Raw genomic sequence first — 25,597 nt, 5'->3', positions numbered from 1 at the left:
GCAATTGCCCTACAAGGAGTCGTCCCATGTCCTGGTCCGCCACCCAGTATTCGCTGTTCGAAGACGAACGCACTCGCGCCGTACGTGACTTGCTTGCCGCCGTGCCGACGCGCCCGGTGCGCCACGCCACCGACCTTGGCTGCGGTCCGGGCAACTCCACCGAGGTGTTGCTGCAACGTTGCCCCGATGCGCAGGTCGTCGCCCTGGACAGCGATCCTGACATGGTCGACAAGGCTCGGCAGCGACCACGCTTGAGCATTCCACGGGTGCGTTGCGAGATTGGCGAGATCGCCGGCTGGGCGGCCCAGGTGCCCCAGGACCTGATTCTCGCCAACGCTTCGCTGCAGTGGGTGCCGGACCATGCCAGCCTCTATCCGCATCTGGTGCGGCAGCTGAACGAGGGTGCGAGCCTGGCCGTGCAGACGCCGGACAACCTCGACCAGCCGGCTCATCGCCGCTTGCGCGAGATTGCCAGCCAAGGACCTTGGGCCGACAAGTTCGCTGACTTCAGCCTGCCGCCGCGGCACAACGCGGGGTTCTATTACGATTTGCTCAGCCCTTTGTGCGCGCGGGTGGATGTGTGGCGCACCACCTATCACCACCCCTTGATCGGTGGCGCCGAGGCGGTGGTGGAGTGGTTCAAGGGCTCTGCGTTACGGCCTTACCTGGCGCGGCTGGATGAGCAGGAGCAGGCGGGTTTTCTGCAGTTGTATCTGCAGGCCATGCAACATGACTACCCGGCGGCCAGCGACGGTCGGGTGTTGTTGCCGTTCCCGCGGCTATTTGTGGTGGCCACGCGATAGGCGCCAGAGCACATAGGTGTAGATGCCGAGGTTGAGCGCCAGCACGATGGTGCCCAGCCACAGCTGGATCTGTGGGGTCAGGCCGGCGGGGTAGATCACGGGCCAGATGTAGTGTTCGACGAAACCGCCGTGGTAGCCGGCGTCGCCGGCGGCTTTACGCAGGTGGTTTTCCCAGTCGGTCAGGGGGCATTCCAGGTGCAGGCCTTCCACGGCCAGGCCCCAGGCGAGGGCGGGGAGGTGGATCAGCAGGGCGCGGCGGCGCCAGAGCACCAGCAGGCCGCCGAACAGGACGAGCAGGATGAACGAGAGGTGGAACAGGACCAGGGTGTCGGCGGCCAGGCGGTGGAACATGGTGGGTGGGGCCTTGCTGGGGGAGATGGGTTAGTTTGTCATGGTTTTTTCGTTTTTTCGTTTTTTCGTTTTTTCGTTCTTGAGTTTGGGGTGATTGTTTTGATAGTTGTATGCGCATTCATTTGCTATGTCGACGCTTATTCACCTTTCCGCCCTTACGGCGGCTTACTTTGGTCTTGGCCAAAGTAAGCAAAGCCGTGGCGCTCCATTCATCCGGCCCTCCGCTTCGCTCCGGGTTCCCTCACTCCGGCCTCCTGAAGTCGCGAAGTTACGGGCGGCGCCTGCACTAACGCAGCTAGTCGCTAGTTGCCATCGCGGGAACTCTAGATCACCATCGCGGGTCAAGCCCGCTCCCACGTTAAATGAAATAGTTAAACTATCATGGGAGCGGGCTTGACCCGCGATGGCGTAATGAAGAACAACACTTCATCCACTAATAAACCAAAATATCTGCTCTTGATCTTGCTTCTAAGCGCGCGATAGTTCAGGCGCCACAAATTGCGACTTCAGGAGGCCGAGCGGAGTTCTTGCGAAGGGAGGTGACGGCCATGGATGGCCGTCAAGCGCTGCGCCCCAGGATGGGGCGTTCAGCGCGGTACTCCCGGGAGCAAGAACGGAGCGAGGGAACCCCGGAGCGAAGCGCAGGGGCCGTATGAACGGAGCCGAACGGTTTTGCCTACTTTGGCCAAGACCAAAGTAGGCCGCCGTAAGGGCGGAAAGGTGACTAAAAGTCGACATCACCTACGAATGTGCATACAAAAACCAAAACAATAACCAAAGAACCTACTCCAAAACCATCTCCAAAAACGTAGCCACCACCCGCCGCATCCGCTGTTCCTGCAAACAAACCAACGTCTCCGTCAAATGCCGCTGACAATCCACAATCGGCAAAGCACAAACCCTCGCATCGGCCCCGAATTCAGCCGCGGACACCACCCCCACGCCAATCCCCACCACCACAGCCTCCCGCGCCGCCTCCCGCCCTTCGACCTGGATCGCCGACCGAATCCGCAACCCCGCCCGCTGCATTTCCTCCTCAAGCGTCTGCCGCGTCACCGACCCCGGCTCACGCAGCACCAGCGGCGTATCGTCCAGGTCCGCCAGGCTGATCTGCCCCCGGCTGGCCCAAGGATGCTGGTGCGAAACGAACGCCACCATCGGGTCACGCCGCATCGGCACGCAGAACAGCCGCTCGTCATCGACATCGCGCCCGAGCAGGGCCAGGTCGGCCTGGTAGCTGAACAGCCGCGCCAGCGACTCATCGGTGTTGCCGGTCTCGATCTTCACCTGGATCCCCGGATAGCGCTGGCAGAACCGGGCGATCTGCGGCAGCACGTGCACCGGCGCGTCCACCGCCAGGGTCAGGCTGCCGGTGTGCAGGGCGCGTGAGTCCTGCAATAGCTCCAGGGCCTCGGCCTCGCAGGCGAACAGACGCTGGGTGACGCCGAGCAGGCGCTCGCCCAGGTCGGTCAACTGCACCGAGCGCTTGTTGCGGTGAAAAAGCAGCACGCCAAAGCGCTCCTCGAGCTTGCGCACCTGGTCGGACACCGCCGGCTGGGTGAGAAACAGCTTCTGCGCCGCGCGGGTGAAGCTGCCCTGTTCGGCAACCGCGTGGAAGGCCTTGAGTTGAGCATGGGAGACCGACATCGAACACTCCACTTAAAAGCTGGGCTTATGTGTGAAATACGATAAATCGATTTTATTTATCAGTCAGCAGCTGTTTCCATGTGTTTCAACCCGACGCCTCTGCCACGAGTAGCGGCATGTCGGCCATGGCGGCACCACCGCCATCTGACCAGGTGACGTCCCTCCGTCACGCAGTGCGCAACACAACAACAAGACAGGCGTTTCTTCACATTCTGCCGGCACACTCAAACAAGAGGTCAGAGTCAAATGAACCAATCCCTGGGCGCCATCAAGCGCTGGCGCGTGCAAATCTTCGCGATCACCTGGCTGGCCTACGCCGCCTTCTACTTCACTCGCAAAGCCTTCTCGGTGGCCAAGCTCGGCATCGGCGAAGACCCCTCGTTCATGCTCGACAAGGCCGCCATGGCCAACCTCGACGCCATCTACCTGGCCGCCTACGCCGTGGGGCAGTTCACCTGGGGCATGCTCGCCGACCGCTTCGGGCCGCGCGTGGTGGTGCTTGGTGGGCTGCTGATCTCGGCGGCGGCGGCGGTGGTGATGGGCAGTTACGCGACCTTCCCGATCTTCGCCACCTGCATGCTGGTCCAGGGGCTGGCGCAATCCACCGGCTGGGCCGGGCTGTGCAAGAACATCGGCAGTTTCTTCCCGGCGTCCCAGCGCGGACGGGTGCTCGGGCTTTGGAGCTCGTGCTACGCCTTCGGCGGCCTGGTGGCCTCGCCGTTCGCCGGCTGGTGGGCCTACACCCTGGTCGGCACCTGGCACGCGGCATTCTTCTCAAGTGCCGTGGTGGTGGCCGCGGTGGCGGTGCTGTTCTTCATCTTCCAGCGCAACAAACCCGAGGACGTCGGCCTGCCGGCGGTGGAGCCCGAACCGCAGAGCATGGCCCCGGGGGCGAACCTGTGCAGTGTCTGGGCACCGCTGCGCGAGATCCTGCGCAACCGCACGGTGCTGACCCTGGGCCTTGCCTACTTCATGCTCAAGCCGGCGCGCTACGCCATCCTGCTGTGGGGGCCGGTGATCGTCTTCGAGCAGATGCCCTCGGTGGGCAAGGTCGGCGCGGCGATCATCCCCACGGCCTTCGAGCTGGCCGGGCTGCTTGGCCCGATCCTCATCGGCCTGGCTTCGGACAAGCTGTTCGGCGCCCGGCGCATGCCGGCCTGCGTGATCAGCCTGGTGCTGCTGACCCTGACCCTGGCCGGCTTCATGGCGGCGATGCACAGCGGCAGCGTGGTGCTGGTGGTGGCCCTGCTGTTCGTCATGGGCCTGACCCTGTATGGCCCGGACTCGATGATCAGCGGCGCCGCGGCCATCGATTTCGGCACGGCCAAGGCTGGCGCCACCGCAGCCGGTTTCGTCAACGGCTGCGGCTCGGTGGGCGCAGTGCTTGGCGGCTTGCTGCCAGGCTACTTCGACAGCGTCACGGTATTCATCGTCTTCGCCGGCACTGCATTGTTCTCCGCCCTGGTGCTGCTGCCGCACTGGAACAGCCGTCCGGCAACGGCACCCCAGGCCACCGACGTGGCCCCCAATACAGGCATGGCGATCAAGCCACTGCGTACCTAGAGGAAAGCGAGCAGATGAGACCCTTCTGGCTGCAACAGGCCCTGGACCAGGAAGACGAGGCCCCGTGCCCGCCGCTCGCCGGCGATGCGCGCTGCGACGTGTGCATCGTCGGCGGTGGCTACACCGGGTTGTGGACTGCCTTGATGATCAAGGAGCAGGCGCCGCAGCTGGAGGTGCTGCTGATCGAGGCCGACATCTGTGGCGCCGGGGCCAGCGGGCGCAATGGAGGCTGTGCACTGTCCTGGTCGGCCAAGTACTTCACCCTCGAACGGTTGTTCGGGGTGGCCGAGGCGGTACGCCTGGTGCGCGAGTCCGAACGCAGTATCGGCGCCATCGGCGAGTTCTGCGCGGCCAATGGCATCCGCTGCGACTTCCGCATGGACGGCACGCTCTACACCGCCACCAACCGGGCCCAGCTCGGCGGCACCGATGCGGTGATCGCTGCGCTGGAGCGCCACGGCATCAACTCGTTCCAGCGCCTGGCTTTGGAGCAGGTGCAGCGCCTGGCCGGCTCCCAGCGGCACCTGGAGGGCTGGTACTCGCCGGCCGCGGCCACGGTGCAGCCGGGGCGGCTGGTGCGCGGCTTGCGCCGGGTGGCCTTGCAGCGTGGCGTGCGCATCCACGAAGGCACGGCGATGACCGGCCTGGAGCATGGCGCGCCGGCGCAGGTGCGCACCGCTACCGGCACCATCCGCGCCGACCGCGTGGTCCTCGGCCTCAATGCCTGGATGGCGCGGGCCTTCCCGCAGTTCGAGCGCAGCGTGGCGATCGTCTCCAGCGACATGGTGATCACCGAGCCATGCCCCGAACTGCTGCGCCAGATCGGCCTGGACAGCGGCGTCAGCGTGCTCGACTCGCGGATCTTCGTGCACTACTACCACAACACGTCCGATGGCCGGCTGATGCTCGGCAAGGGCGGCAATACCTTCGCCTACGGCGGGCGCATGCTGCCGGTGTTCGACCAGCCATCGCCGTATCAGCCGTTGCTGCGTGACAGCCTGGCCGAGTTCTTCCCGGCGCTGGCCGAGGTGCCGCTGGCGGCGAGCTGGAACGGGCCGTCGGACCGCTCGGTGACCGGCCTGCCGTTCTTTGGCCGGCTCGATGGGCAGGGCAACGTGTTCTATGGCTTCGGCTATTCGGGCAGCGGGGTGGGGCCGTGTCACATGGGCGGGCAGATCCTCTCGTCGCTGGCCTTGGGGCTGGACAACGCCTGGACCCGCTCGCCGCTGGTCAAGGGCCCGCTGGGGCGTTTCCCGCCGGAGCCGGTGCGCTACCTGGGGTCGCTGATGGTGCGCAACGCCATTCGCCGCAAGGAGCGCGCCGAAGACCGCGGCGTGCGTCCGCGTGGGCTGGATGTGCGCCTGGCGAAGTTCGCGGCGGCGGCGGGGAAGGCCGACAAGGGCTGAAGCTGATGCGATTTCTTGTCGAACCCGGTGCGCAGGGCGTATAAACTCTCCCCACTTTTTGGCCGGTCGCTTCCTGAACCGGCCGCTGAAACAAAGAGAGTCGATATGGGCGCACAGTGGAAAGCCAAGCATAGAGAAACGGCGGCCAACGCCAAGGGCAAGATCATGGGCAAGCTGGCCAAGGAGATCCAGATCGCCGCCAAGTCCGGCGCCGACCCGGACATGAACCCGCGCCTGCGCCTGGCCATCGTCCAGGCCAAGAAAGCCTCGATGACCCGTGAGACCCTGGAACGCGCGATCAAGAAAGGCGCCGGCCTGGACGGCGAGGCCGTGCAATACCATGCGGTCAGCTACGAAGGCTTCGCCCCGCACCAGGTGCCGCTGATCGTCGAGTGCCTGACCGATAACGTCAACCGCACCGTGGCGCAGATCCGCGTGCTGTTCCGCAAGGGCCAGCTGGGTGCCAGCGGTTCGGTGGCCTGGGACTTCAACCACGTCGGCCTGATCGAGGCGACCCCGGAAGGCGACGCCGACCCGGAAATGGCAGCCATCGAAGCCGGTGCCCAGGACTTCGAGGACGGCGAGGAAGAGGGTTCGACCCTGTTCATCACCGACACCACCGACCTCGATGCCGTGCAGAAAGCCCTGCCGGAGCATGGTTTCACCGTGACTTCGGCGAAGATCGGCTATACCCCGAAGAACCCGGTGAGTGCTGCCAGCCTGAGCGCCGAAGCCCTGGCCGAGGTCGAGGCCTTCCTCGAGGCTATCGACGAGAACGAAGACGTGCAGAACGTCTATGTCGGCCTGACTGACTGATTGGTGCTTCAGGGGCCGCTCTGCGGCCCAATCGCCGGCAAGCCGGCTCCCACAGGGTTGCGCAGATGCCTGTGGGAGCCGGCTTGCCGGCGATGAGGCCTTTAGACTCACCCAAGGGGAGCTTGTATGAACCCCACCTTCGCCTCCCTCAGTCTCGCCCACCTGCGCACCCTCGACTGCCTCCTGCAGCTGAAGAACCTCAGCCATGCCGCCGAGCGCCTGGGCTGCAGCCAATCGGCGCTGAGCCGCCAGCTGGCCAGCCTGCGCGAGGCCTTCGACGACCCGCTGCTGGTGCGCCAGGGGCGTGGCTATGTGCTCAGCGAACATGCCGAAACGCTGGTCGAGCCATTGCGCCAGGTACTGGACGAGCTCAACGCCCTGCGCCAGCCCGCAGCGTTCGACCCGGCGCGCTGCGAGCGGCGCTTCTGCCTGGCGGCCTCGGACTACGTGGCCGAACATATGCTGCCGCAGCTGGTGAAAGCATTGGAGCAGGAGGCGCCGGGGGTGTCGCTGGAGTACCGCACCTGGCAGGCCGGGCAGTACGCCTTGCTCGCCAGCGGCGAGATCGACCTGGCCACCACGCTGTTCGACGAGTCGCCACCCAACCTGCACGGCCGGCTGCTGGGTGAGGACCGGGCGGTGTGTCTGATGCGCCATGACCATCCGCTGAGCGCCCGCGCCGAACTGAGCCAGGACGACTACCTGGCTTTCAAGCATGTGCGAGTGTCCGGTGGCGGCGACAAGGACAGCTTCATCGACCGCCATCTGCGCGCCCAGGGGCTGCAACGGCGCGTCAGCCTGGAGGTGCCGTTCTTCAGCGCGATGGTCCAGGTGGTCGGCAACGGCCAGGCGCTGGCCACGGTGCCCGAGCATATCGCCCGGCAACTGGCGCGGTTGCATGGGCTGAGCTGGCGGCCCATGGGCTTTGTCGAGCATACCCAGCGTTACTGGGTGGTATGGCATCAGCGTCTGCAGGCCTCGGCCGAACATCGCTGGTTGCGCAACCGGGTGTTCGAGGTGTGGCGCCAGTCGCAGTTCGGCGTGCAGGGTGGGCATGCGCCTTTGCCATAGCAGCTATGCGCGAAGCGGGGTTATTCGGCGGGTGATGGAGGCCTAGACTGCGAGGCATTGTGCAGCCAGGAGACCACTCATGACCCCCGAACAATTCCGCCAATACGGCCACCAACTGATCGACCTGATCGCCGACTACCGCCAGACCGTCGGCGAACGCCCGGTCATGGCCCAGGTCGAGCCCGGCTACCTCAAGGCCGCGCTGCCCCAGGGCGCGCCGCAGCAAGGCGAGCCGTTCGAGGCCATCCTCGCCGACGTCGACAAGCTGGTGATGCCCGGCCTGTCCCACTGGCAGCACCCGGACTTCTACGGCTACTTCCCCTCCAACGGCACTCTGTCATCAGTGCTCGGCGACTTCCTCAGCACGGGCCTGGGCGTGCTCGGCCTGTCGTGGCAGTCCAGCCCGGCCCTCAGCGAACTGGAGGAAACCACCCTCGACTGGCTGCGCCAGCTGCTCGGCCTTAGCGGGCAATGGAGCGGGGTGATCCAGGACACCGCCTCGACCAGCACCCTGGTGGCGCTGATCTGCGCCCGCGAGCGTGCCACCGACCATGCCCAGGTGCGCGGCGGCCTGCAGGCCCAGGGCAAGCCCCTGGTGGTCTACGTCAGCGCCCATGCCCACAGCTCGGTGGACAAGGCCGCGCTGCTGGCCGGATTCGGCCGTGAAAACATTCGCCTGATCCCTACTGACGCGCACTACGCCATGCGCCCGGAGGCGCTGCGCGAAGCCATCGCCCAGGACCTCGCCGCCGGCAACCAGCCCTGCGCCGTGGTCGCCACCACCGGCACCACTACCACCACCGCGCTGGACCCGCTGCGCCCGATCGGCGAGATCGCCCAGGCCAACCAGCTGTGGCTGCACGTGGACTCGGCCATGGCCGGTTCGGCGATGATCCTCCCGGAGTGCCGCTGGATGTGGGACGGCATCGAGCTGGCCGACTCGGTGGTGGTCAATGCCCACAAGTGGCTGGGCGTGGCCTTCGACTGCTCGATCTACTATGTGCGCGACCCGCAGCACCTGATCCGGGTGATGAGCACCAACCCCAGCTACCTGCAGTCGGCGGTCGATGGCGAGGTGAAGAACCTGCGCGACTGGGGCATCCCCCTGGGGCGCCGGTTCCGCGCCTTGAAACTGTGGTTCATGCTGCGCAGCGAAGGTGTCGAGGCCCTGCAGCAACGCCTGCGCCGCGACCTGGAAAACGCGCAGTGGCTGGCCGCGCAGGTGCAGGCGGCTCCCGCGTGGGAGGTATTGGCGCCGGTGCAGTTGCAGACCTTGTGCATCCGCCATCGCCCGACGGGTCTCGAGGGCGAGGCGCTGGATGCCCACACCCGCGCCTGGGCCGAGCGCCTCAACGCCTCGGGTGATGCCTACGTGACCCCGGCGACCCTGGGCGGGCGCTGGATGGTGCGGGTCTCGGTGGGGGCGCTGCCCACCGAGCGCGAGCATGTCGAGCGGCTGTGGGCGCGGTTGCAGGGAGTGGTGGCCGAATAGGACCCTGTTCAGGCCAGCAGGTCCTCGTGGAAGGCGCCGTAGGCGAGCTCGGGATGAGCGATCTGGATCTCGAGGATCCACAGCCCGGCGCCGGGGGCGCCTTCGAAATCACCCAGGTCACCCGCACGATAGATGGCGTGGGGGAAGTCGCTGACGCGGTGCCCTTTGATGTCCATGTTCAGCTTCCAGCCCAGCTGCCGTGCCCGCTCGGCGGCGAAGTGATAGAGCTCGACGCCGCTGACCCCCTGGCCGCGCCACTGGGCCTGCACCTCATCGAACAGGGTGCGGGCCGCCGCTGCGCAGGCGGCCATCTGCGGGTCGTTCCCGCTGACGAAAGTGGTGCCGGCATCGCCTTCATGGCCTTGCCAGACCACGCCCATGTCGATGAAGAAGATGTCGTTATCGCCCAGCACGGGATCGCCGTCGGAGCGCTGCTTGAAGGTTTTCAGCGTATTGCTGCCGAAGCGGATGTGGGTGGGATGCCAGATGCGCTGCATGCCCAGCTCGACCAGCACCTGTTGGCCCAGCGCCCGGGCCTGTGACTCGCGCATGCCGGGGTGGATGCCCTGGGCGATCCGCTCGACGGCCTCCCAGGTCATGCGCTGGGCATGCTTCATCAGTTCCAGCTGGTAGGGGGCGCCTACGGCTTCCTTGGCGGCGTTGACCGGGGTCATGACGGTGCTCCTTGTCGATAGGTCAGTCGTTGTATTTTTAGTTATATATCGGTCATGCGCTCCTGCCCAGTGCGCAGGGCTCCGGACGCAGGCCGCGCAAGAGTAGCTCGGCCTGGGCCAGGGTCGAGGCGCGGGATGGCTTGATCTGCCCTGAGCTGCCGGGGGCCATGCCGAAGCGGAAGGTCGCCAGGGACGTGGACCACAGGTACAGCAGCAGGTGCTCGGGCGTGGTGCGCACGATCAGCCCGCGCTCCATCCACTGTGCCAGGCAGGCCAGGGTCTGCCTGGCACTGCTGCGCAGCAGCTCGGCGCGTTCACCGGGCAGTTGCCGGGCACCATGCAGCATTTCCTTGAGCCAGACCCGCACCGCGCCAGGGTGTTGGCGCGCCACCTCGGCCTTGGCCTTGAAGTAGCGGGGCAGGGCCTGTTCGGGGTGAGCCTCCGGCACCAGGCTGCGCGAGGCGCGCAGCAAGGGTTCCATCACCAGGTCGAGCACTGCGGTGTAGAGCAGGCGCTTGTTGCGAAAGTAATAGAACACGTTGGCCCTGGGCAGCCCGGCGCGGGCGGCGATAGCGTCGACCCGGGCGGCGGCGAAACCATGGTGGGCGAATTCCTCGCTGGCGGCGGCGAGGATCAGTTGCAGGTTGCGATCACGGATACTGGGCATGGCAAACACGTACTTCTGAATCGATATGTTCAAAAGTATATAGCGCTAGCGTGTTCGCCGACAGCTGCCCAGGCTCGTGTTCAAGCGAGCCTGTGTCGGATCAGCAGGCTTCGCGCCAGGCGCGGATCTGCTCCAGCGTTGCGGTGGCGCCACCGCAGACGATCACCAGGACATTGCCGAAGGCCGCCACTGCCTCGGGGTGTTCGAGCAAGGCCAGCGCCGCGCCGCAGGCCGGCTCCACCAGCAGACGGTGGTCGCGCAGCAGGCGTTCGCAGGCGTCGAGCGCCTCGCGATCACTCACCAGGTGGCTGACCACCGGGTGCTGGCGGGTGCAGGCCAGCGCCTGTTCGGCCACCCGCTTGGCCCCCAGTGAAGTGGCTACCGAGGTGATCCCCGGCAGTTCCACGCTGTGCCCGGCAGCCATGGCCGCGTGCAGCGACGCAGCGCCTGCGGTTTCCACTGCCAGTACCGGCACGTCCTGCCAGCCATTGCGCTGCAAGCCTTCGACCACGCCGCGCAGCAGGCCGCCGCCGCCGACCGACAGCACCACGGCATCCGGCTTGCAGCCGGCCTGGGCCACTTCATCGATCATGCTGGCGTGGCCGGTCCACAGCAGCGGGTCGTCGAACGGGTGGATGAAGGCGTCGCCGGCCCCCAGCAGGGTCTGCGCGTGCTCGTTGGCTTCCTGCCAGGAGCTGCCGTGCACCACCACGCGGGCGTCTTCCAGGCGCAGCAGTTCCTTGGCCCGTTCGGTGGTGGTCTCGGGTACCACCACCGTCACCGGCACACCGAGCTTGCGGCCGGCGTAGGCCACCGCCAGCCCGGCATTGCCGCCGGACGAGGAGACGAAGTGACGGGCGCCGCGAGCATGGTGCGTCTCGCAAGCGTGGCCGACGCCGCGCAGCTTGAACGAGCCACAGGGTTGCAGGGCTTCGAGCTTGAGCCACACCGGGCGGCCGGCACTCAGCGACAGCGGACGGGATTCGATCAGCGGGGTTGGGATATGCAAGGGCATGGTGGGCTCCGTGGCTCAGTCGCGGGCAGCCGCGGCGGGCTCGCCGCGCAGCTGCTCCAGGTAGTTGTAGACGGTGTAGCGGGTCACGCCGAGGGCCTCGGCGGCTTTCTCGACGCCGCCCTTGACGATGAACAGGCCGCGCTCCTGCATCACGCGCACGGCCTCGACCTTGGCCTGCTTGGTCATCCGCCCCTGGCCGCTGCGCTGCAGCGCGTCCTGGATGATCCCGGCCATCAATGCAGTCATGTCGGCGGGCTCGTCGCCGGGTACCGTGGCTGGCGTGGCGCCCAGCGGCTGCAAGTGCCGCAGGAACGCCATGGCAGCGTCCAGGCCGGTGACGTCGGTGTTCACGCACAGGCTGGCGAAGGGCTGGCCGGTGCTGTCACGGTAGATCGCCGTGGCGCTGCGCAGGCTGCGCCCCTTGAGGGTGGTGGGGTAGTCGGGCAGCACCACAGGGTCGCAGCCCTGCTGATCGGCGGCGGCCTGCATCAGCGCCTTGAACCCTTGGTCCTGTTCGGGGGCGGCGAGTATCGGGCTGCCGACCTGGCGGCCAGAGAGCTCGCCATTGACGATCGCCACCACCGAGCGTTCCGGGTGTTCAAGGTCGTGCAGAAGAATTTCCACATTGCGCGGGACGACGCTGCCCAAGGCCTGCAGGGCGGTCTTGAGCACGTTCAGGGTGAGCTGGCGTTCGTGGGCGAGGGTGAGCATGGTCGGCACCAGATTCAATATTGTGTTGAATATTACACAAAAAGTTGAATTTGGCGATGGTGTCGAACGCTCAAAAGCAATCGCGGGGCCCTCCCGTTCCTACCCAGGGCAGGAGCGGAAGGGCCCCGCGATCAGGTGCGTCAGCCCAGTTTCGGCGTAAGCGGCGGGACGATGCGGCGCGAGCCGGTAGACTCGAAGGCGGCGGCGAATTTCAACAGATTGTTGTCGCTGTACGCCTTGCCCGCGAAGGTCAGGCCCACTGGCATGCCGATGTCGGCCATGACGCCCATCGGCACAGTCACGGTCGGCACCCCCAGGTGACGGATCGCCAGGTTGCCGTTGGCCACCCAGATGCCGTTGCTCCAGGCGATGTCCGCCGATTCGGGGTTCACATCGGCGTCCGCCGGGCCGACATCGGCCACGGTGGGGAACAGCACCGCGTCCAGGCCCTGGGCGTCCATCCAGTCTTCCAGGTCGAGCTTGCGGGTGGCTTCCAGGCCGCGCAGGCCGTCGGGCACGGTGGCGATCTGGTCCCAGGTCTTCAGGCCGCGCTTGGCCATGTTGACGTACTCGTCCATGCCGGCGGCGAGGTCGTCTTCACGGTTGGGCAGGGTGCCGGGGTCGTGGGGGAAGATCTGCGGGCCATCGACATCGGCCAGGCGGTTGAGCTTGGGATCGTCGTTGGCGCGCAGGAAGTCGTCGAAGGCCCAGCCGGACAGTTCCCACAGTTCGTCGTGGAGGAACTCCTTGCTGACGATGCCGCGGGTGAACACGGTCGGCGCGCCGGGGCGGTCGCCCTCGCAGTTGGAGACCAGCGGGAAGTCGGTCTCGACCACTTCGGCGCCGGCCGCTTCCAGAGCTTGGCGGGCTTGCTGCCACAGCTCGATCACGCTGGCGCGGGTATTGATGCGCTGGCCGGTCGGGCCGCCGATGCCGGGTTTCTCGGCAGTGCCGGCTTCGGCGTCGGCATTGATGTACATGCGTGGCACGGCGAAGCGCTTGCCCTTGAGCGACTCGGCGCCCACGGCCAGGTCCAGGTACGAGGCGGGGCGCACGCTCGAGGCGGCCGGGATCGGTACCCAGGGTTGCAGGCGCCACAGGTCGCCGCGTTTGTCGGCGTCGTCGGCCACCACCACGTCGAGGATCTCCAGCAGGTCGGCCATGGTCCGCGCATAAGGCACGACCACGTCCATGGTCGGCGTCAGCGGCCAGTTGCCGCGCACCGAGATCACCCCGCGCGACGGGGTGTAGGCGCACAGGCCGTTGTTCGAGGCCGGGCCGCGGCCACTGGACCAGGTTTCCTCGGCCAGGCCGAAGGCGCTGAAGCTGGCAGCGGTGGCGGTGCCGGCACCGTTGGAGGAGCCGGAGGCGAAGGGGGCGGTGAGGTAGGCGGCGTTGTACGGGCTTTCGGCGCGGCCATACACGCCACGCTGCATGCCGCCATTGGCCATCGGCGGCATGTTGGTCTTGCCCAGGCAGATGGCGCCGCCAGCGCGCAGGCGCTCGACGGTGAAGGCGTCGCGCTGGGCGACCAGGTCCTTGAACGCCGGGCTGCCGGAGGCGGCGGTCAGGCCCTTGACCAGGTAGCTGTCCTTGGCGGTGTAGGGGATGCCATCCAGCGGGCCGAGGGTTTCGCCACGGGCACGGCGGGCATCGGAGGCTTCGGCCTCTTTCAGGGCCTCGGGGTTGCGCACCACCACGGCATTGAGCCGTGTGGCGGTGTCGGCACCGTCGTAGGCGTCGATGCGGGCCAGGTACGCCTTGACCAGCTCGACGGCCGTCGTGCGGCCGGACTCGAGCGCGTCGCGCAGCTCGGCAATGGAAACCTCGGTTACCTCGATCATGCTGTCACCACAGTTGTGCAGGTGGAAAATCATGGCGGCGAGTGTAGCAAGAAGGTCTCGGTGGGCGCAGGCATGCAGCGGGGAAATGGTTCGTTGCAGCGCGGCACGCTGAGCGCCGGATGGCGGGGCTGAAACGGCAGCGGGCTTGGCCCGCGACCGGTTGGCGCCGATCGCGGGCCAAGCCCGCCGTTTCGAACGGTGGTGACGATCAGAGCAGCTTGCGCTGTACCGCCTCGTCCAGGGTGCTGCGGGCCAGTTCGCGCACTACGTCGCGGGTGTCGGCCTGGAATGGCAGGCCGACGATCAGCACCAGTTGCATCCAGGTACGGATCGACTCGCTCTTGCTGACGCGACCGAGCTCCTTGCCGTCCTTGTCCTTGAACACGGTCTGCAGGGTGAAGGTGTTCTTGGCGGTGGAGGGGATGAGGAACAGGGTGAAACCGGTGATGAACGCCGACGCGGTCACGAACTCCTCGTGGTTGGTCAGGGTCGATTCGGCGTACAGGTCTGCTTCGCCCTTCTGCGTGCTGACCTGGGTGAAGCGGCCGGATTGCTGGTAGGTCTCGCTGATGGTCTTCTCCCACATGTCGGCGTGGGCACCGGCGGCGGCCACGGCCGCGCCGTCATTGACCTGGTACAGCGCGGTGCTGCGCAGGTAGGCGTTGGGCTTGGCCGCGGCGGTGCTCGCCGCCGGCGGCCAGGTGCCGACCGGTGCCAGGTCGCCGGTGGAATAGGAGACGCAGCCGCCGAGCAGCAGGGCGCCGAGCAGCAGGGCGTGTTTGCAGATGTTCATCGAAGTGTTCCTGTTATCAGCGTTTTGCCAGTTTCACGGTGGCGTCGTCGAGCAGCTCGCCGACCAGCTTGGTCAGTTGCTTGCCGCCCATCGAAGGCGCCCAGTACTCGCCGCCGTAGAGGCCGACGTTGTGTTCGAAGCGCAGTTGTTCCTTGGCCCTGGCCAATTCGACGCCGTCGCGGTCGACGATCACCAGGTTGCCGGCCACGTCGAAGCTGTCGACGTAGATCGGGCCGTTGAACCAGATCCAGAACGTCAGGGTCAGCAGGGCGCCGGGGAAGTACGCCGGGTGCGGGGCGCGATGGCCCTTGAGCGAAGTCATGTCGAACTTGAGCATCACGTCCTGTTCGTCCAGGCGCGTGGGGTATTCGGTGACGGCCTTGAAGTAGCCGGCGCGCTGCACGTATTGGCTGAGCTGCGGAGTCAGGGCGCGGCTGATGGCCTGGCCGGTGGCGTTGTCAATGCCGGGGGCGTTGACCTGCACATCGGCGACCTGGGCGCTGCGTGGGCTGGCGACGGCAGAGGCGTGGGGCGGCGTGCCCACCGGGCCGATGACGTTGTAGGAGACGCAGCCGCTCATCGTCAGCAAGGCGACGACGGCGCTGGCCTGGAACAGTTTCTTCAAGTGATGCCATCCTTGATCGGAGTTGAACCTGATCAAGGTTTACGGCCGAGGGGCCGGCAGCTTTAGGGCACAATGCCACTATTTGTGCCGGCCATGCTCGGCCGCGCGAACTGGAACCCTTCAGGCCAGGTCGCTGGCCGCGTGGCGCTCCGCCACCTGGCTGGCTTCCTCGCCCCAGGTGCGGTTGACCCGGGTGCCGCGCTGTACCGCCGGGCGCTGGGCGATGGCCTCTGCCCAGCGCTGCACATTGGCGTACTCGTGTACCGCCAGGAACTCGGCCGCGCCGTACAGGTTGCCGCGTACCAGCTGGCCATACCAGGGCCATACGGCGATGTCGGCGATGCTGTACGTATCGCCGCCCAGGTAGGCGCTTTCGCCCAGGCGCCGGTCGAGCACGTCGAGCTGGCGCTTGGCTTCCATGGTGAAGCGGTTGATCGCGTATTCGAACTTTTCCGGCGCATAGACATAGAAGTGGCCGAAACCACCGCCCAGGTAAGGTGCAGAGCCCATCTGCCAGAACAGCCAGTTGAGGGTCTCGGTGCGCGCGGCCAGGTCCTGGGGCAGGAAGGCGCCGAATTTTTCCGCCAGGTACAGCAGGATCGCGCCGGACTCGAACACCCGTACCGGCGGTTCGACGCTGCGGTCGAGCAGGGCGGGGATCTTCGAGTTGGGGTTGACCTGCACGAAGCCGCTACTGAACTGGTCGCCTTCACCGATACGGATCAGCCACGCGTCGTACTCGGCGCCGCCGTGACCGAGGGCCAGCAGCTCCTCGAGGAGGATGGTGACCTTGACTCCGTTGGGCGTGGCCAGCGAGTAGAGTTGCAGCGGATGCTTGCCGGTGGGCAGCGGCTTGTCGTGAGTGGGACCGGCCACCGGGCGGTTGATGCTGGCGAACTGGCCGCCGGAAGGGGCCTCGAAGGTCCAGACCTTGGGCGGAACATAAGGGGGCTTGCTCATGGGAATCTCCTGGAGGGCGCGATGTGGCCGGGTAAGGACGTGGACAGCCTTTCTATGCCATGGGTTCGCCGTGCAGGGCAAATGCAATGCGTGCCCGCAGCGCATGCATGGCGCCTTGCAGGCGCACCGCTATAGCTACAGTGGCCGCGCCGAGGCCGGGGTCGGCGCGGTTGGCGCCTCAGGCTTTTTCGCCGGTTTCAGCCGCGATACCCCGAACAGCACCAGGACCAACCCGGCTACCTGGTACACGCTGATCGCCTCGCTGAGGATCAGCCATGAGGCCAGCATCGTCAGCACCGGCCCCAGGTTGCCCACCGCCGCCGTGTGCGTGGGCCCGAGGCGCTGGATCGCCAGCGCCACCCAGTAGATCGGCAGCACCGTGGAGAACAGCGCCATCAATGCCGCGTTGAGCCACACCGTGCCGGGCAGCTGCAGCAGCGGCGCGACATCGGCCACCAGCAGGTAGTGGGCCAGCACCATCAGCGAGGAGGCGGTGCCGCACAACCCGGCCAGGCGCATCGAATTCATGCGCTTGAGCATCATGCCGGTGCCCGAGTAGTACAGGGCATAGGTGACCGCGCTGGCGAACACCCACAGCGAGCCGACCAGTACCGCATTGCCGCCGCCCGCGGCGCCGATGTCGTGGACGAAGGCGATGCCCAGCCCGAGGTAGCACAAGCCCATGGCCGCCAGGGTGCGCAGGGTCGGGCGTTCGCGCTGGACGATGGCCTGGATCACCAGCACCAGGGTCGGGTAGGTGAACAGGATCAGCCGCTCGAGCCCGGCACTGATGTATTGCAGGCCGTAGAAGTCGAACAGGCTGGCCAGGTAGTAGCCGAACAGGCCGAGCAAGGCCACGCGCAGGCCGTCGCCGGCGCTCAGCGGCGCACCGCCCTGGCCACGGCTGGCCCACACCAGCCAGGCGAACAACGGCAGCGACAGGGCCATGCGCAGTGCCAGCAGGCTGATGGCGTCCACCGGGCCTGCGGCATAAGCGAGCTTGACGAAGATGGCCTTGAAACTGAAGCCCAGGGCGGCGAGTACGGCGTACAGGCTGCCGTTGGCAAGGGCGCGCTGGAGCGGGGCGGGCAGGCGGGTCATGGCGGGTCCGTGGCACAGAAGAAGTGCGGTTTATTCTGCGCAGAACGCAACCGCGCTAGAATCGCTTTTTCTCGAACATGGCGTTCTGATTTGGAGAAGCCTTGATGCACTTCGACCTGGCCGACCTGCGGCTGCTCGCCGCCATTGCCGCCACCGGTAGCCTGAGCAAGGCGGCGGCCACCTTCCCGGTGGCGGTATCGGCCGCCAGCACCCGCCTGCGCCTGTTCGAGGCGCGCAGCGGGTTGACCCTGTTCCTGCGCAAGGCCGACGGCATGCAGCTGACCCCGGCCGGGCGCCTGGTGCTGGAGTCGGCGCGGGGCGTGCTGGGCGAGGCGCAGAAACTGCAGGACACGCTGCGCGAACTCGCCGGCCAGCGGCGCATCACCCTGCACCTGGCGGCGTCCACTGTGACCAACAGCACCCTGTTGCCGGCCGTGCTCGGGCCGTTCCTGGCCGACTACCCGGAGGTCGACCTGCAACTGGTCGAGCACAAGAGCATCGATGTGCTGCGGGTGGTGCTGGCCGGGGAGTGCGAGATCGGCGTGTACGACGGCAACCTGGTCAACGAGGGCGTGGTGTCGTTGCCGTTTCGTACCGAGCGCCTGGTGCTGCTGGTGCCGCTCGATCACCCGTTGGCCGGGCGCGGCCAGCTGCGCCTGGCGGACGCGCTGGGCTTTCCCTTCGTCTGCCTGCCCGCCGAGCGCGCCATGCAGCGCTTCGTCGAGGAGCTGGCGATGAACCTGGCCATGCCGCTGAAGGTGCGGGTACGGGCACCGAGCTTCGAAGCCATCGCCCAGCTGGTGGCCCAGCACGCGGGTATCACCATGCTGCCGGAAACGGCGGCGGTGCGCGCCGAACAGGAACTGGCGGTGCGCCGGGTGGCGCTGGAGGAGCGTTGGGCGACCCTGGAGTTGCGTATCTGCTTCCGCAGTTGGGAAGCGCTCAGCTCGCATGGGCGACAGTTGGTGAGCTTCCTCTCCGGGCAATGACAGGTGACTGTCGTCTGGTAGGCAAATGAATGGGCTGTCCGTCCGAATGCCATCATTTGGATATCATTTATGCCTGTGCATTGACCCTTGAACGCATACAATCACCGTTCTGAACGGTAACCCAGATACAGGCCACTTCCACCCATGGCGTTCGACGCTTCCACCATGCTGACCCTCACCATCGCCCTGGCCGCGGCCGCCGCGCTTTATCTGGCCGTGGAGTGGCGCAGCGTGCGCGAGTCTTCGCTGCTGTGCTGGAGCGCCAGCTTCGCCACCATCAGCGTCGGTTCCTCGCTCGCCTTGCTGCGTGGCAGCGGTTACCTGTTCATCGGCATCTGGTTCGCCAACGGCATGCTGGTGGCCGCTCACTGGCTGTTCCTGCTGGGGGTGTCACGCTTTACCGAAACCCGTCTGTCACGGCTCTGCTACCTGGCCCCGCTGGCCTGGCTGAGCCTGTTGCTGCTGCCGCAGTGGCCCACCTGGTCGAAGACCTTCCTGGTGGCCAACTCGCTGCTGGTCGCCGCGTTCACCCTGTACGCCAGCGCGTTGCTGCGCCCGCATGGCAAGTCGTTCAGCGTCGGCGCGGTGCAGTTGCGCTGCATCCTGCTGCTGCACGGGCTGTTCTACCTGGCCAAGACGCTGCCGGCGCTGCTGCCGGGAACGCTGATCGACCTGACCGCGTTTCGCGGGCAGATCATCCAGGTGTCGCTGGTGGAGGGGGCCATGGCGATCATGCTGATCGCCCTGTCGATGACCGGTACCGTGCGCTACCGCCGCGAGGAACGCATCGAGCGCCTGGCCGCGCGCGATCCGCTGACCGCGCTGTACAACCGCCGCGCCCTGGAAATGCGCGCGGCGAGCCTGTTCAACGAGGTTTCCCCGGCAAACCCAGGGGCCTTGCTGCTGATCGACATCGACCATTTCAAGCTGGTCAACGACCTGCATGGGCATGCCGCTGGCGACCGTCTGCTGGTGGCCTTGAGCGAGATGATCCGGGCCATGCTGCCGGAGCGTGCGATCGCCGCACGGCTGGGTGGCGACGAGTTCGTCATCCTCCTGACCGGAGCTTCGCGCGACGCCATCCAGCGCCTGGCCGAAGCCTTGCGCCAGCAGTTCCAGGCCACCGCCGAACAGTCGTTCCGCACCCCCGAGGCGGTGACCCTGAGCATTGGCGCCAACCTGTTCGACCGCCCACCGGCCAGCCTGGCGGCGTTGATCGAGCAAGGCGACGTGCTGCTATACGCCTCCAAACGCAGCGGGCGCAACAGCCTGCAGCTGGTGGACGGGCTGCGCGGCTGAACTACTTGTTGTTGATGCACTGCGACTGCACCGCGTAGCGCACGGTGCGCAAGGTGCCCTGGCTGTCTTCGAAGGTCATCAGTCGCGGCACCACCTCGCAGGTGCGCGGGTCGCCCGATTGGCGCACGAGGCGGGCAACGTCGAGCTTCATGCCGTAGCGGTAGTCGACGATCTCTGGCATGGGCTTCGCCTGTTTGGCCGCATAGGCCGCCACGGCCTGCTGGTGGTCCGCCAGCAGCTGTTCGCTGTCCAGCCTGGAAAAGCCGCTGGCCTGGGTCGAGAGGGAAAGCGCCAGCAGGGCGGCGGTCAGGGTCGGTCGTAGCATGGTCGTGCCTCCGAAAGGTTCGTTTCGCAGACCACGCTAGCGATGCCCGGCCAACAGGGGCATGACGGCCGGGTTACAGATATGAAAGCTGGGCGTGTACGCAGGTCCCCCGGCTGCGCATGACACGATTGTAATGCCCCCATCACCTTCCCGTTATCCGCCAGCGGCGAGCATCAGGCTCGGCCAATGGGGCTGGGTGCGTGCGCATCTGGCCAGACCAGGGATGCTCCAGCGCCAGGGCCTGACAACAAGAACAGCCGCAATCGAAGGAGCAGTGGATGAAGAGCAATCCGACACTTTCCCTGGCCGCCCTGGTGGCGCTGGCCGGCTTCGGCCCGGCGGCCTGGGCCGCAGAAGAGCAGAAGGAAGGGTTCATCGAAGGCAGCCGCCTGAGCGTGCTCAACCGCAATTACTATTTCAATCGCGACCATCGCGATGGCCCGGCCCCCACCTACAACAGCGGCAAGGACAGCGGCAATGGCTACTCCGAGGCCTGGGCCCATGCCGTGATCACCCGCTTCGAGTCCGGTTTCACCCAAGGCACGGTGGGCGTCGGGGTGGACGCCTTCGCCATGCTCGGGCTCAAGCTCGACACCGGTGGCGGGCGCAACGGTGGGCGCAGCTCGTTCGACGTGCTGCCGGTGGACCGCGATGGCCAGGCCCGCGACGAATACAGCAAGCTCGGCGGCGCGGCCAAGGTGCGCCTGTTCGACACCGTGCTGCGGGTGGGCGATGTGTTCCCGGTCAACCCGGTGGTGGCGGCCGGCGACTCGCGGCTGTTGCCGGAAAGCTTTCGCGGCGTGACCCTGGAGAACACCAGTGTGCAAGGCCTGACGCTGCAGGGCGGGCGCCTGCACGCCATGAGCCAGCCGGTGTCCAGCGACTTGCGCGACAACTTCGTGACGTTCTACGGCGGCCCGGTGGATTCGCCGTGGATCGCCTACGGCGGTGGCGACTACGCGATCAACGAAAACGTCAGCGTCAGCCTGTTCGGCAGTCGCTTGAAGGATGTGTGGAACCAGTACTACGCCGGCACCAGCGTGACCTGGCCGTTGTCCGACGAGCTGGCGCTGATCGGCGGGTTCAATTTCTACAACGCCAGGGACGAAGGGCGTCAGCGCCTGGGCCAGTTCGACAACGACATCTGGAGCGCCAAGCTCGGCGTGCGCTACGGCGCCCATACCCTGGCGCTGACCCACCAGCGCAACAACGGCGACGACGACTTCGACTACCTGCGCCAGTCCGATTCGATCTTCCTCGACAACTCCATCCAGTACAGCGACTTCAACTCGCCGAAAGAGCGCTCATGGATGCTGCGCTATGACCTGAACATGGCCGCCTACGGTGTGCCGGGGCTGTCGTTCATGACCCGCTATGGCCGTGGCAGCGATGCCGACTACAGCCATGCCAACGCCTACTACATGCGCCGCGACGGCAACGGCGACCCGCTCACCGAGCAGAAGCGCTGGGAGCGCGACATCGAGGTCAAGTACGTGGTGCAGACCGGCGCGGCCAAGGACCTGGCACTGCGCGTGCGCCAGGCCACCACCCGGGCGACGGCCTTCGAGTCGGACCTGGACGAGGTGAGGGTGATCGTCGAGTACCCGTTGTCGATTCTCTGAACCACCCGGATTCACCTTGAGAAGCCCCTGTGCTCCTTTGGTTGCTGGTGAATGTCTTGACGCCTCTGACGAGGCGTCTTTTTTTCGGCACTGCCGATGTCAGTGGCCGAACGCTTTCAGGCTGCCCTTGCGGCTCGCTTCATAGGCTTCCCGCGCCATGGGTTGTGCCTGCGGGTTGCCCAGGTCTTCCATTGCCAGCCGGTGGGTTTCCGGTGCCAGGTAGGCGGCCAGCGCGCACACGCAGGTAATGAGAAACGCCAGCCCGCCGACCACCAGCGGGATATTGTCCGAGCCCGGCGGCGCGACCGCGGCGAACAACGCCGGCAGCATGGCGGTGATCATGGTGCCGAGGTTCTGCGCGATGGCCATGGCCGAGACCCGGTAGCGGGTGTGGAACAGCTCCGGATAGAAGCTCGGGAACACCGCGTTGTAGCCCTGGTAGACCATGCCCCACATGACGATCGAGGCGGCGAAGGCCAGCGGCACGTTCTGGATGCTGATCGCATACAGGTAGACGAACGCCAGCAGGCCCGAGCCCAGGCAACCGGCGATCATGGTCGGGCGCCGGCCGATCCTGTCGCTGAGGTTGCCGACGAAGGGGATCACCAGCACCGCGACGATGTTGCCCACCACCGGGATCCACAGGTACACGCTCTTGTCAAAGCCGATACCGTAGGCCGGCTGCACCGCGTAGGCGGCGCCGAAGATGGTGGCGACCACCGGGATCACGTTCATCAGCGCCATGAACATCACCAGCACCATGTGCTTCCAGCTGTGGCGGAAGGCTTCGCTGATCGGCGACTTGGCCACCTTGTCCTGTTGCTCTTCCTGGACGAAGGCCGGGGTCTCGTGGACCTCCTTGCGGATGATGAAGCCAGCCACCAGCACCAGCGCGCTCATCAGGAACGGAATGCGCCAGCCCCAGTCGTTGAAGGCCTCGCTGGGCATGAAGTAGGCCAGCGGCAGGAACACCGCGGCGGCCATCACCTGGCCGGCCTGCACCCCTTGCAGGGTGTAGCTGGCGTAGTAGCCACGGCGGCCGAACGGCGCGTGTTCCATGATCATCGAGCTGGCGCCGGAGATCTCGCCGGCCACGGCGAAGCCCTGGACCAGGCGCAGCAGCACCAGCAGCGCCGGGGCCAGCAGGCCGACATCGTGGTAGGTCGGCAGCAGGCCCACGGCCATGGTCGACAGGCCCATGAGGAACATGCACAGCAGCAGCACGTTCTTGCGCCCGCGGGTGTCGCCCCAGTGGCCAAGCACGAAGGCACCGACCGGGCGCGCCAGGTAACCCACGCCGTAGGTGGCCAGCGAGGCGATGATGGCCATCTTCGGGTCGGCGGACGGGAAGAAGATCTGCGGGAAGATCAGCGCCGCGGCCTGGGCGTAGATGAAGAAGTCGTAGTACTCGAGGGCAGAGCCGATCCATCCGCTGGCGGTGGCTTTCTTGGCTTGGGAGCTTGAGCGGGCCATGTTGTCTCCGTTGTTCTTGTCAGGGGCCGGATTGGTCAGCGCTTGAGGCGCGGGCAGGGGCTGTGTGGAGAAGACGAACGAGGCGGCGCGGATCGCAGGGCGAGCAAGGTGTGCATAGTTCGGTACCCGTTTTCTTGAACTTATTATGTGGTGACGTTGGGTAGTGCAGCGCAGGTTCCGCCGAACGACCGGCGTGGCGGCGAGAAGGGCTGGCGGGCCTGCGACTGGTGTTCATGGTTGTTCACGGGGGTGGGTGAAGCAATTCGCTGGAACGGGTTTTGTTCGGTAATCGAACAAAAACTAACTGTTCCGTACAAAGTTCGTTGCCGGGGCGACTTTACCTGCGAATAATCGATCGTGCCAGGCCTCACTCAATAACAAGGAACACCCGCCATGCACCGTTCGATCGCCACCGTTTCCTTGAGCGGCACCCTGCCGGAAAAACTCGAAGCCATCGCCGCCGCCGGTTTCGACGGCGTCGAGATCTTCGAGAACGACCTGCTGTACTACGCCGGCAGCCCCCGCGAGGTGCGCCAGTTGTGCGCCGACCTGGGGCTGGCCATCACCCTGTTCCAGCCGTTCCGCGATTTCGAGGGCTGCCGCCGTGACCGCCTGCGCAAGAACCTCGACCGCGCCGAGCGCAAGTTCGACCTGATGCAGGAACTGGGCACCGACCTGGTGCTGGTGTGCAGCAATGTCCAGCCCGACGCCCTGGGCGACGAACAGTTGCTGGTGGACGACCTGCGCCTGCTCGCCGAGCATGCCGGCGCGCGGGGCCTGCGCATCGGCTACGAGGCCCTGGCCTGGGGCCGCCACATCAATACCTGGCAACAGGTGTGGAACCTGGTGCGCCAGGCCGACCACCCGGCGCTGGGGGTGATCCTCGACAGCTTCCATACGCTGTCGCTCAAGGGCGATCCCAGCGGCATCCGCGATATCCCCGGCGAGAGGATTTTCTTCGTGCAGATGGCCGACGCGCCGATCCTGGCCATGGACGTGCTGGAGTGGAGCCGGCACTTCCGTTGCTTCCCCGGGCAGGGGGAAATGGACCTGGCGGGCTTCCTCGCGCCGGTCCTGGCCAGCGGCTATCGCGGCCCGCTGTCGCTGGAGATCTTCAATGACGGTTTCCGCGCAGCGCCACCCCGGCAGAACGCCGCCGATGGCCTGCGCTCGCTGCTGTACCTGGAGGAAAAGACCCGCCGCCAGCTCGAGCGCGAGGCGCGGGCGGTCGAGCCGGGCGTGCTGTTCGCGCCGCCGGCCGCCAGCCGCTACGACGGCGTGGAGTTTCTCGAGTTCGCCGTCGACGAGGCGGTCGGCGCACGCCTGGGCACATGGCTCAAGCGCCTGGGCTTCGCCGAGGCCGGCGAGCACCGCAGCAAGGCCGTGCGTCTGCTGCGCCAGGGCGATATCAACATCGTCCTCAACGGCGAACCTTATTCGTTTGCCCACAACTTCTTCGAAGCCCATGGCCCGTCGCTGTGCGCCATGGCGTTGCGGGTCAACGCTGGCCAGGACGCCCTGCAGCGCGCCATGGCCTACCGTGGCCAGCCGTTCCGCGGCCTGGTCGGCCCCAACGAGCGCGAGATCCCGGCGGTGCGCGCACCAGATGGCAGCCTGTTGTACCTGGTGCAGACCGATGGCAACGGCCAGACCCTCTACGACACCGATTTCCGCCTGGACCCGACAGCCCGCGCCAGTGGTGGCCTCAAGCGTATCGACCACATGGCCCTGGCGTTGCCGGCCGAGGCCCTGGACAGTTGGGTGCTGTTCTACAAGAGCCTGTTCGACTTCACCGCCGACGACGAGGTGGTGTTGCCCGACCCCTATGGCCTGGTAAAGAGCCGTGCCCTGCGCAGCCACTGCGGCACCCTGCGGCTGCCACTGAACATCTCGGAGAACCGCAACACCGCCATCGCCCATGCCCTGGACAGCTATCGCGGCTCCGGCGTGCACCACGTCGCCTTCGACTGCGACGACATCTTCCGCGAGGTGGCCAGGGCCAAGGAGGCCGGCGTGCCGTTGCTGGAGATCCCGCTGAACTACTACGACGACCTGGCGGCGCGCTTCGACTTCGACGACGAGTTCCTCAGCGAGCTGGCGTACTACAACGTGCTGTACGACCGTGATGCCCAGGGCGGCGAGCTGTTCCACGTGTACACCGAGCCGTTCGAAGGGCGCTTCTTCTTCGAGGTCCTGCAGCGCAAGGGCGGCTATGCCGGCTATGGCGCGGCCAACGTGGCGGTGCGCCTGGCAGCGATGGCCAAGGCGCGCAGCGGGGCAGGGCGCAAGGTGGTGTTGTGAGCCAGGCCCTTGCCCGGCGACGGGGCCCCTAGGTCAAACCTGCGCAGCC

Annotated in this window: 22 protein-coding genes and 1 pseudogene; 10 read left to right on the top strand and 13 right to left on the bottom strand. The window is 66.4% G+C overall.

Features of this window, described 5'->3' with window-relative positions; all coding sequences use genetic code 11:
* The first annotated feature begins 26 nt into the window (after positions 1 to 26).
* Positions 27 to 803, top strand: a complete 777-nt coding sequence (gene tam, locus AAHK21_RS02875) for a trans-aconitate 2-methyltransferase (protein WP_367856352.1) — start codon at positions 27 to 29, stop codon at positions 801 to 803.
* On the opposite strand, the gene AAHK21_RS02870 is transcribed toward tam, so the two are convergent.
* The gene (locus AAHK21_RS02870) at positions 780 to 1,154 is read right to left on the bottom strand and encodes a DUF2784 domain-containing protein (protein ID WP_367856351.1); all 375 of its coding nucleotides are present in this window, start codon (positions 1,152 to 1,154) and stop codon (positions 780 to 782) included. The two genes, tam and AAHK21_RS02870, sit on opposite strands and share 24 nt — an antisense overlap.
* Before the next feature lie 783 nt (positions 1,155 to 1,937).
* Positions 1,938 to 2,801 carry a LysR substrate-binding domain-containing protein gene (locus tag AAHK21_RS02865; protein WP_367856350.1) on the bottom strand — a complete coding sequence of 288 codons (864 nt, stop codon included), beginning with the start codon at positions 2,799 to 2,801 and terminating at the stop codon, positions 1,938 to 1,940.
* 246 nt (positions 2,802 to 3,047) lie between these two features.
* Here AAHK21_RS02865 and AAHK21_RS02860 point away from each other — a divergent pair.
* The 5 genes and pseudogenes from AAHK21_RS02860 to AAHK21_RS02840 form a co-directional block, all read left to right on the top strand.
* Positions 3,048 to 4,295 (top strand): annotated as a pseudogene (locus AAHK21_RS02860) (MFS transporter); the annotation flags it as partial.
* An 83-nt stretch (positions 4,296 to 4,378) separates the two neighbouring features.
* Positions 4,379 to 5,770 (top strand): FAD-dependent oxidoreductase, encoded by a 1,392-nt coding sequence (locus AAHK21_RS02855; RefSeq protein ID WP_367856349.1) that lies wholly within the window; start codon positions 4,379 to 4,381, stop codon positions 5,768 to 5,770.
* A 105-nt stretch (positions 5,771 to 5,875) separates the two neighbouring features.
* Complete coding sequence (locus AAHK21_RS02850) at positions 5,876 to 6,586, top strand: YebC/PmpR family DNA-binding transcriptional regulator (RefSeq protein WP_023631852.1); 711 nt, start codon at positions 5,876 to 5,878, stop codon at positions 6,584 to 6,586.
* Positions 6,587 to 6,712: 126 nt separating this feature from the next.
* Positions 6,713 to 7,657: a LysR family transcriptional regulator gene (locus AAHK21_RS02845; RefSeq protein WP_139670148.1), complete on the top strand. Its 945-nt coding sequence runs from the start codon at positions 6,713 to 6,715 to the stop codon at positions 7,655 to 7,657.
* 79 nt (positions 7,658 to 7,736) lie between these two features.
* The gene (locus tag AAHK21_RS02840) at positions 7,737 to 9,149 is read left to right on the top strand and encodes a DOPA decarboxylase (protein ID WP_367856348.1); all 1,413 of its coding nucleotides are present in this window, start codon (positions 7,737 to 7,739) and stop codon (positions 9,147 to 9,149) included.
* Positions 9,150 to 9,157: 8 nt separating this feature from the next.
* Here AAHK21_RS02840 and AAHK21_RS02835 read toward each other — a convergent pair whose 3' ends face one another.
* The 9 genes from AAHK21_RS02835 to AAHK21_RS02795 all read right to left on the bottom strand — a co-directional run bounded on the left by AAHK21_RS02835 (position 9,158) and on the right by AAHK21_RS02795 (position 17,539).
* Complete coding sequence (locus AAHK21_RS02835; protein ID WP_367856347.1) at positions 9,158 to 9,823, bottom strand: M24 family metallopeptidase; 666 nt, start codon at positions 9,821 to 9,823, stop codon at positions 9,158 to 9,160.
* Between the two features lie 52 nt (positions 9,824 to 9,875).
* Positions 9,876 to 10,490 carry a TetR family transcriptional regulator C-terminal domain-containing protein gene (locus tag AAHK21_RS02830; RefSeq protein WP_367856346.1) on the bottom strand — a complete coding sequence of 205 codons (615 nt, stop codon included), beginning with the start codon at positions 10,488 to 10,490 and terminating at the stop codon, positions 9,876 to 9,878.
* Between the two features lie 100 nt (positions 10,491 to 10,590).
* Positions 10,591 to 11,505: a pyridoxal-phosphate dependent enzyme gene (locus AAHK21_RS02825; protein WP_367856345.1), complete on the bottom strand. Its 915-nt coding sequence runs from the start codon at positions 11,503 to 11,505 to the stop codon at positions 10,591 to 10,593.
* A gap of 15 nt (positions 11,506 to 11,520) precedes the next feature.
* The gene (locus tag AAHK21_RS02820) at positions 11,521 to 12,216 is read right to left on the bottom strand and encodes a transcriptional regulator (protein ID WP_367856344.1); all 696 of its coding nucleotides are present in this window, start codon (positions 12,214 to 12,216) and stop codon (positions 11,521 to 11,523) included.
* Between the two features lie 140 nt (positions 12,217 to 12,356).
* Positions 12,357 to 14,060, bottom strand: a complete 1,704-nt coding sequence (locus tag AAHK21_RS02815; protein ID WP_367856343.1) for an amidase — start codon at positions 14,058 to 14,060, stop codon at positions 12,357 to 12,359.
* A 208-nt stretch (positions 14,061 to 14,268) separates the two neighbouring features.
* Positions 14,269 to 14,853, bottom strand: coding sequence for a hypothetical protein (locus AAHK21_RS02810; protein ID WP_046856024.1), 585 nt, complete (start codon positions 14,851 to 14,853; stop codon positions 14,269 to 14,271).
* 16 nt (positions 14,854 to 14,869) lie between these two features.
* Positions 14,870 to 15,433, bottom strand: a complete 564-nt coding sequence (locus AAHK21_RS02805; RefSeq protein WP_367858939.1) for a hypothetical protein — start codon at positions 15,431 to 15,433, stop codon at positions 14,870 to 14,872.
* Positions 15,434 to 15,598: 165 nt separating this feature from the next.
* The gene (yghU, locus tag AAHK21_RS02800) at positions 15,599 to 16,438 is read right to left on the bottom strand and encodes a glutathione-dependent disulfide-bond oxidoreductase (RefSeq protein WP_367856342.1); all 840 of its coding nucleotides are present in this window, start codon (positions 16,436 to 16,438) and stop codon (positions 15,599 to 15,601) included.
* Positions 16,439 to 16,573: 135 nt separating this feature from the next.
* The gene (locus AAHK21_RS02795) at positions 16,574 to 17,539 is read right to left on the bottom strand and encodes a DMT family transporter (RefSeq protein WP_094011070.1); all 966 of its coding nucleotides are present in this window, start codon (positions 17,537 to 17,539) and stop codon (positions 16,574 to 16,576) included.
* A 104-nt stretch (positions 17,540 to 17,643) separates the two neighbouring features.
* Here AAHK21_RS02795 and AAHK21_RS02790 point away from each other — a divergent pair, with 104 nt between their 5' ends.
* The gene (locus AAHK21_RS02790; RefSeq protein WP_367856341.1) at positions 17,644 to 18,528 is read left to right on the top strand and encodes a LysR substrate-binding domain-containing protein; all 885 of its coding nucleotides are present in this window, start codon (positions 17,644 to 17,646) and stop codon (positions 18,526 to 18,528) included.
* Positions 18,529 to 18,672: 144 nt separating this feature from the next.
* On the top strand, positions 18,673 to 19,827 hold the full coding sequence (locus AAHK21_RS02785) for a GGDEF domain-containing protein (RefSeq protein ID WP_046856022.1): 1,155 nt from the start codon (positions 18,673 to 18,675) through the stop codon (positions 19,825 to 19,827).
* A 1-nt stretch (position 19,828) separates the two neighbouring features.
* Here the strand turns inward: AAHK21_RS02785 and AAHK21_RS02780 are convergent, their stop codons facing one another.
* Positions 19,829 to 20,152, bottom strand: a complete 324-nt coding sequence (locus tag AAHK21_RS02780; RefSeq protein ID WP_023631816.1) for a DUF2790 domain-containing protein — start codon at positions 20,150 to 20,152, stop codon at positions 19,829 to 19,831.
* A 278-nt stretch (positions 20,153 to 20,430) separates the two neighbouring features.
* Between AAHK21_RS02780 and AAHK21_RS02775 the strand changes: the two genes are divergently transcribed.
* A complete protein-coding gene (locus AAHK21_RS02775) occupies positions 20,431 to 21,774 on the top strand; it encodes an OprD family porin (protein WP_367856340.1) in 1,344 nt (447 codons plus the stop codon).
* Positions 21,775 to 21,873: 99 nt separating this feature from the next.
* On the opposite strand, the gene AAHK21_RS02770 is transcribed toward AAHK21_RS02775, so the two are convergent.
* Positions 21,874 to 23,247, bottom strand: a complete 1,374-nt coding sequence (locus tag AAHK21_RS02770) for an MFS transporter (protein ID WP_046856019.1) — start codon at positions 23,245 to 23,247, stop codon at positions 21,874 to 21,876.
* Positions 23,248 to 23,640: 393 nt separating this feature from the next.
* Between AAHK21_RS02770 and quiC the strand changes: the two genes are divergently transcribed.
* Complete coding sequence (gene quiC, locus AAHK21_RS02765; RefSeq protein WP_367856339.1) at positions 23,641 to 25,548, top strand: 3-dehydroshikimate dehydratase QuiC; 1,908 nt, start codon at positions 23,641 to 23,643, stop codon at positions 25,546 to 25,548.
* Positions 25,549 to 25,597: the final 49 nt, after the last annotated feature.

Origin of the sequence: Pseudomonas sp. TE50-2, from assembly GCF_040813665.1 — a bacterium.
Lineage (GTDB): Bacteria > Pseudomonadota > Gammaproteobacteria > Pseudomonadales > Pseudomonadaceae > Aquipseudomonas > Aquipseudomonas soli.
The sequence above is the reverse complement of the archived record's forward strand: the minus strand, read 5'-3'. Positions and strand labels throughout refer to the sequence as shown.

Excerpts from the sequence above, each read along its gene's own strand:
- AAHK21_RS02835 (WP_367856347.1), bottom strand. The coding sequence starts at position 9,823 with ATGACCCCGGTCAACGCCGCCAAGGAAGCCGTAGGCGCCCCCTACCAG.
- AAHK21_RS02815 (WP_367856343.1), bottom strand. The coding sequence starts at position 14,060 with ATGATCGAGGTAACCGAGGTTTCCATTGCCGAGCTGCGCGACGCGCTC.
- AAHK21_RS02780 (WP_023631816.1), bottom strand. The coding sequence starts at position 20,152 with ATGCTACGACCGACCCTGACCGCCGCCCTGCTGGCGCTTTCCCTCTCG.
- AAHK21_RS02820 (WP_367856344.1), bottom strand. The coding sequence starts at position 12,216 with ATGCTCACCCTCGCCCACGAACGCCAGCTCACCCTGAACGTGCTCAAG.
- AAHK21_RS02850 (WP_023631852.1), top strand. The coding sequence starts at position 5,876 with ATGGGCGCACAGTGGAAAGCCAAGCATAGAGAAACGGCGGCCAACGCC.
- AAHK21_RS02870 (WP_367856351.1), bottom strand. The coding sequence starts at position 1,154 with ATGTTCCACCGCCTGGCCGCCGACACCCTGGTCCTGTTCCACCTCTCG.
- AAHK21_RS02840 (WP_367856348.1), top strand. The coding sequence starts at position 7,737 with ATGACCCCCGAACAATTCCGCCAATACGGCCACCAACTGATCGACCTG.
- AAHK21_RS02795 (WP_094011070.1), bottom strand. The coding sequence starts at position 17,539 with ATGACCCGCCTGCCCGCCCCGCTCCAGCGCGCCCTTGCCAACGGCAGC.
- AAHK21_RS02770 (WP_046856019.1), bottom strand. The coding sequence starts at position 23,247 with ATGGCCCGCTCAAGCTCCCAAGCCAAGAAAGCCACCGCCAGCGGATGG.
- AAHK21_RS02790 (WP_367856341.1), top strand. The coding sequence starts at position 17,644 with ATGCACTTCGACCTGGCCGACCTGCGGCTGCTCGCCGCCATTGCCGCC.
- AAHK21_RS02855 (WP_367856349.1), top strand. The coding sequence starts at position 4,379 with ATGAGACCCTTCTGGCTGCAACAGGCCCTGGACCAGGAAGACGAGGCC.
- AAHK21_RS02830 (WP_367856346.1), bottom strand. The coding sequence starts at position 10,490 with ATGCCCAGTATCCGTGATCGCAACCTGCAACTGATCCTCGCCGCCGCC.
- tam (WP_367856352.1), top strand. The coding sequence starts at position 27 with ATGTCCTGGTCCGCCACCCAGTATTCGCTGTTCGAAGACGAACGCACT.
- AAHK21_RS02775 (WP_367856340.1), top strand. The coding sequence starts at position 20,431 with ATGAAGAGCAATCCGACACTTTCCCTGGCCGCCCTGGTGGCGCTGGCC.
- AAHK21_RS02810 (WP_046856024.1), bottom strand. The coding sequence starts at position 14,853 with ATGAACATCTGCAAACACGCCCTGCTGCTCGGCGCCCTGCTGCTCGGC.
- yghU (WP_367856342.1), bottom strand. The coding sequence starts at position 16,438 with ATGAGCAAGCCCCCTTATGTTCCGCCCAAGGTCTGGACCTTCGAGGCC.
- quiC (WP_367856339.1), top strand. The coding sequence starts at position 23,641 with ATGCACCGTTCGATCGCCACCGTTTCCTTGAGCGGCACCCTGCCGGAA.
- AAHK21_RS02805 (WP_367858939.1), bottom strand. The coding sequence starts at position 15,433 with ATGAGCGGCTGCGTCTCCTACAACGTCATCGGCCCGGTGGGCACGCCG.
- AAHK21_RS02845 (WP_139670148.1), top strand. The coding sequence starts at position 6,713 with ATGAACCCCACCTTCGCCTCCCTCAGTCTCGCCCACCTGCGCACCCTC.
- AAHK21_RS02785 (WP_046856022.1), top strand. The coding sequence starts at position 18,673 with ATGGCGTTCGACGCTTCCACCATGCTGACCCTCACCATCGCCCTGGCC.
- AAHK21_RS02825 (WP_367856345.1), bottom strand. The coding sequence starts at position 11,505 with ATGCCCTTGCATATCCCAACCCCGCTGATCGAATCCCGTCCGCTGTCG.
- AAHK21_RS02865 (WP_367856350.1), bottom strand. The coding sequence starts at position 2,801 with ATGTCGGTCTCCCATGCTCAACTCAAGGCCTTCCACGCGGTTGCCGAA.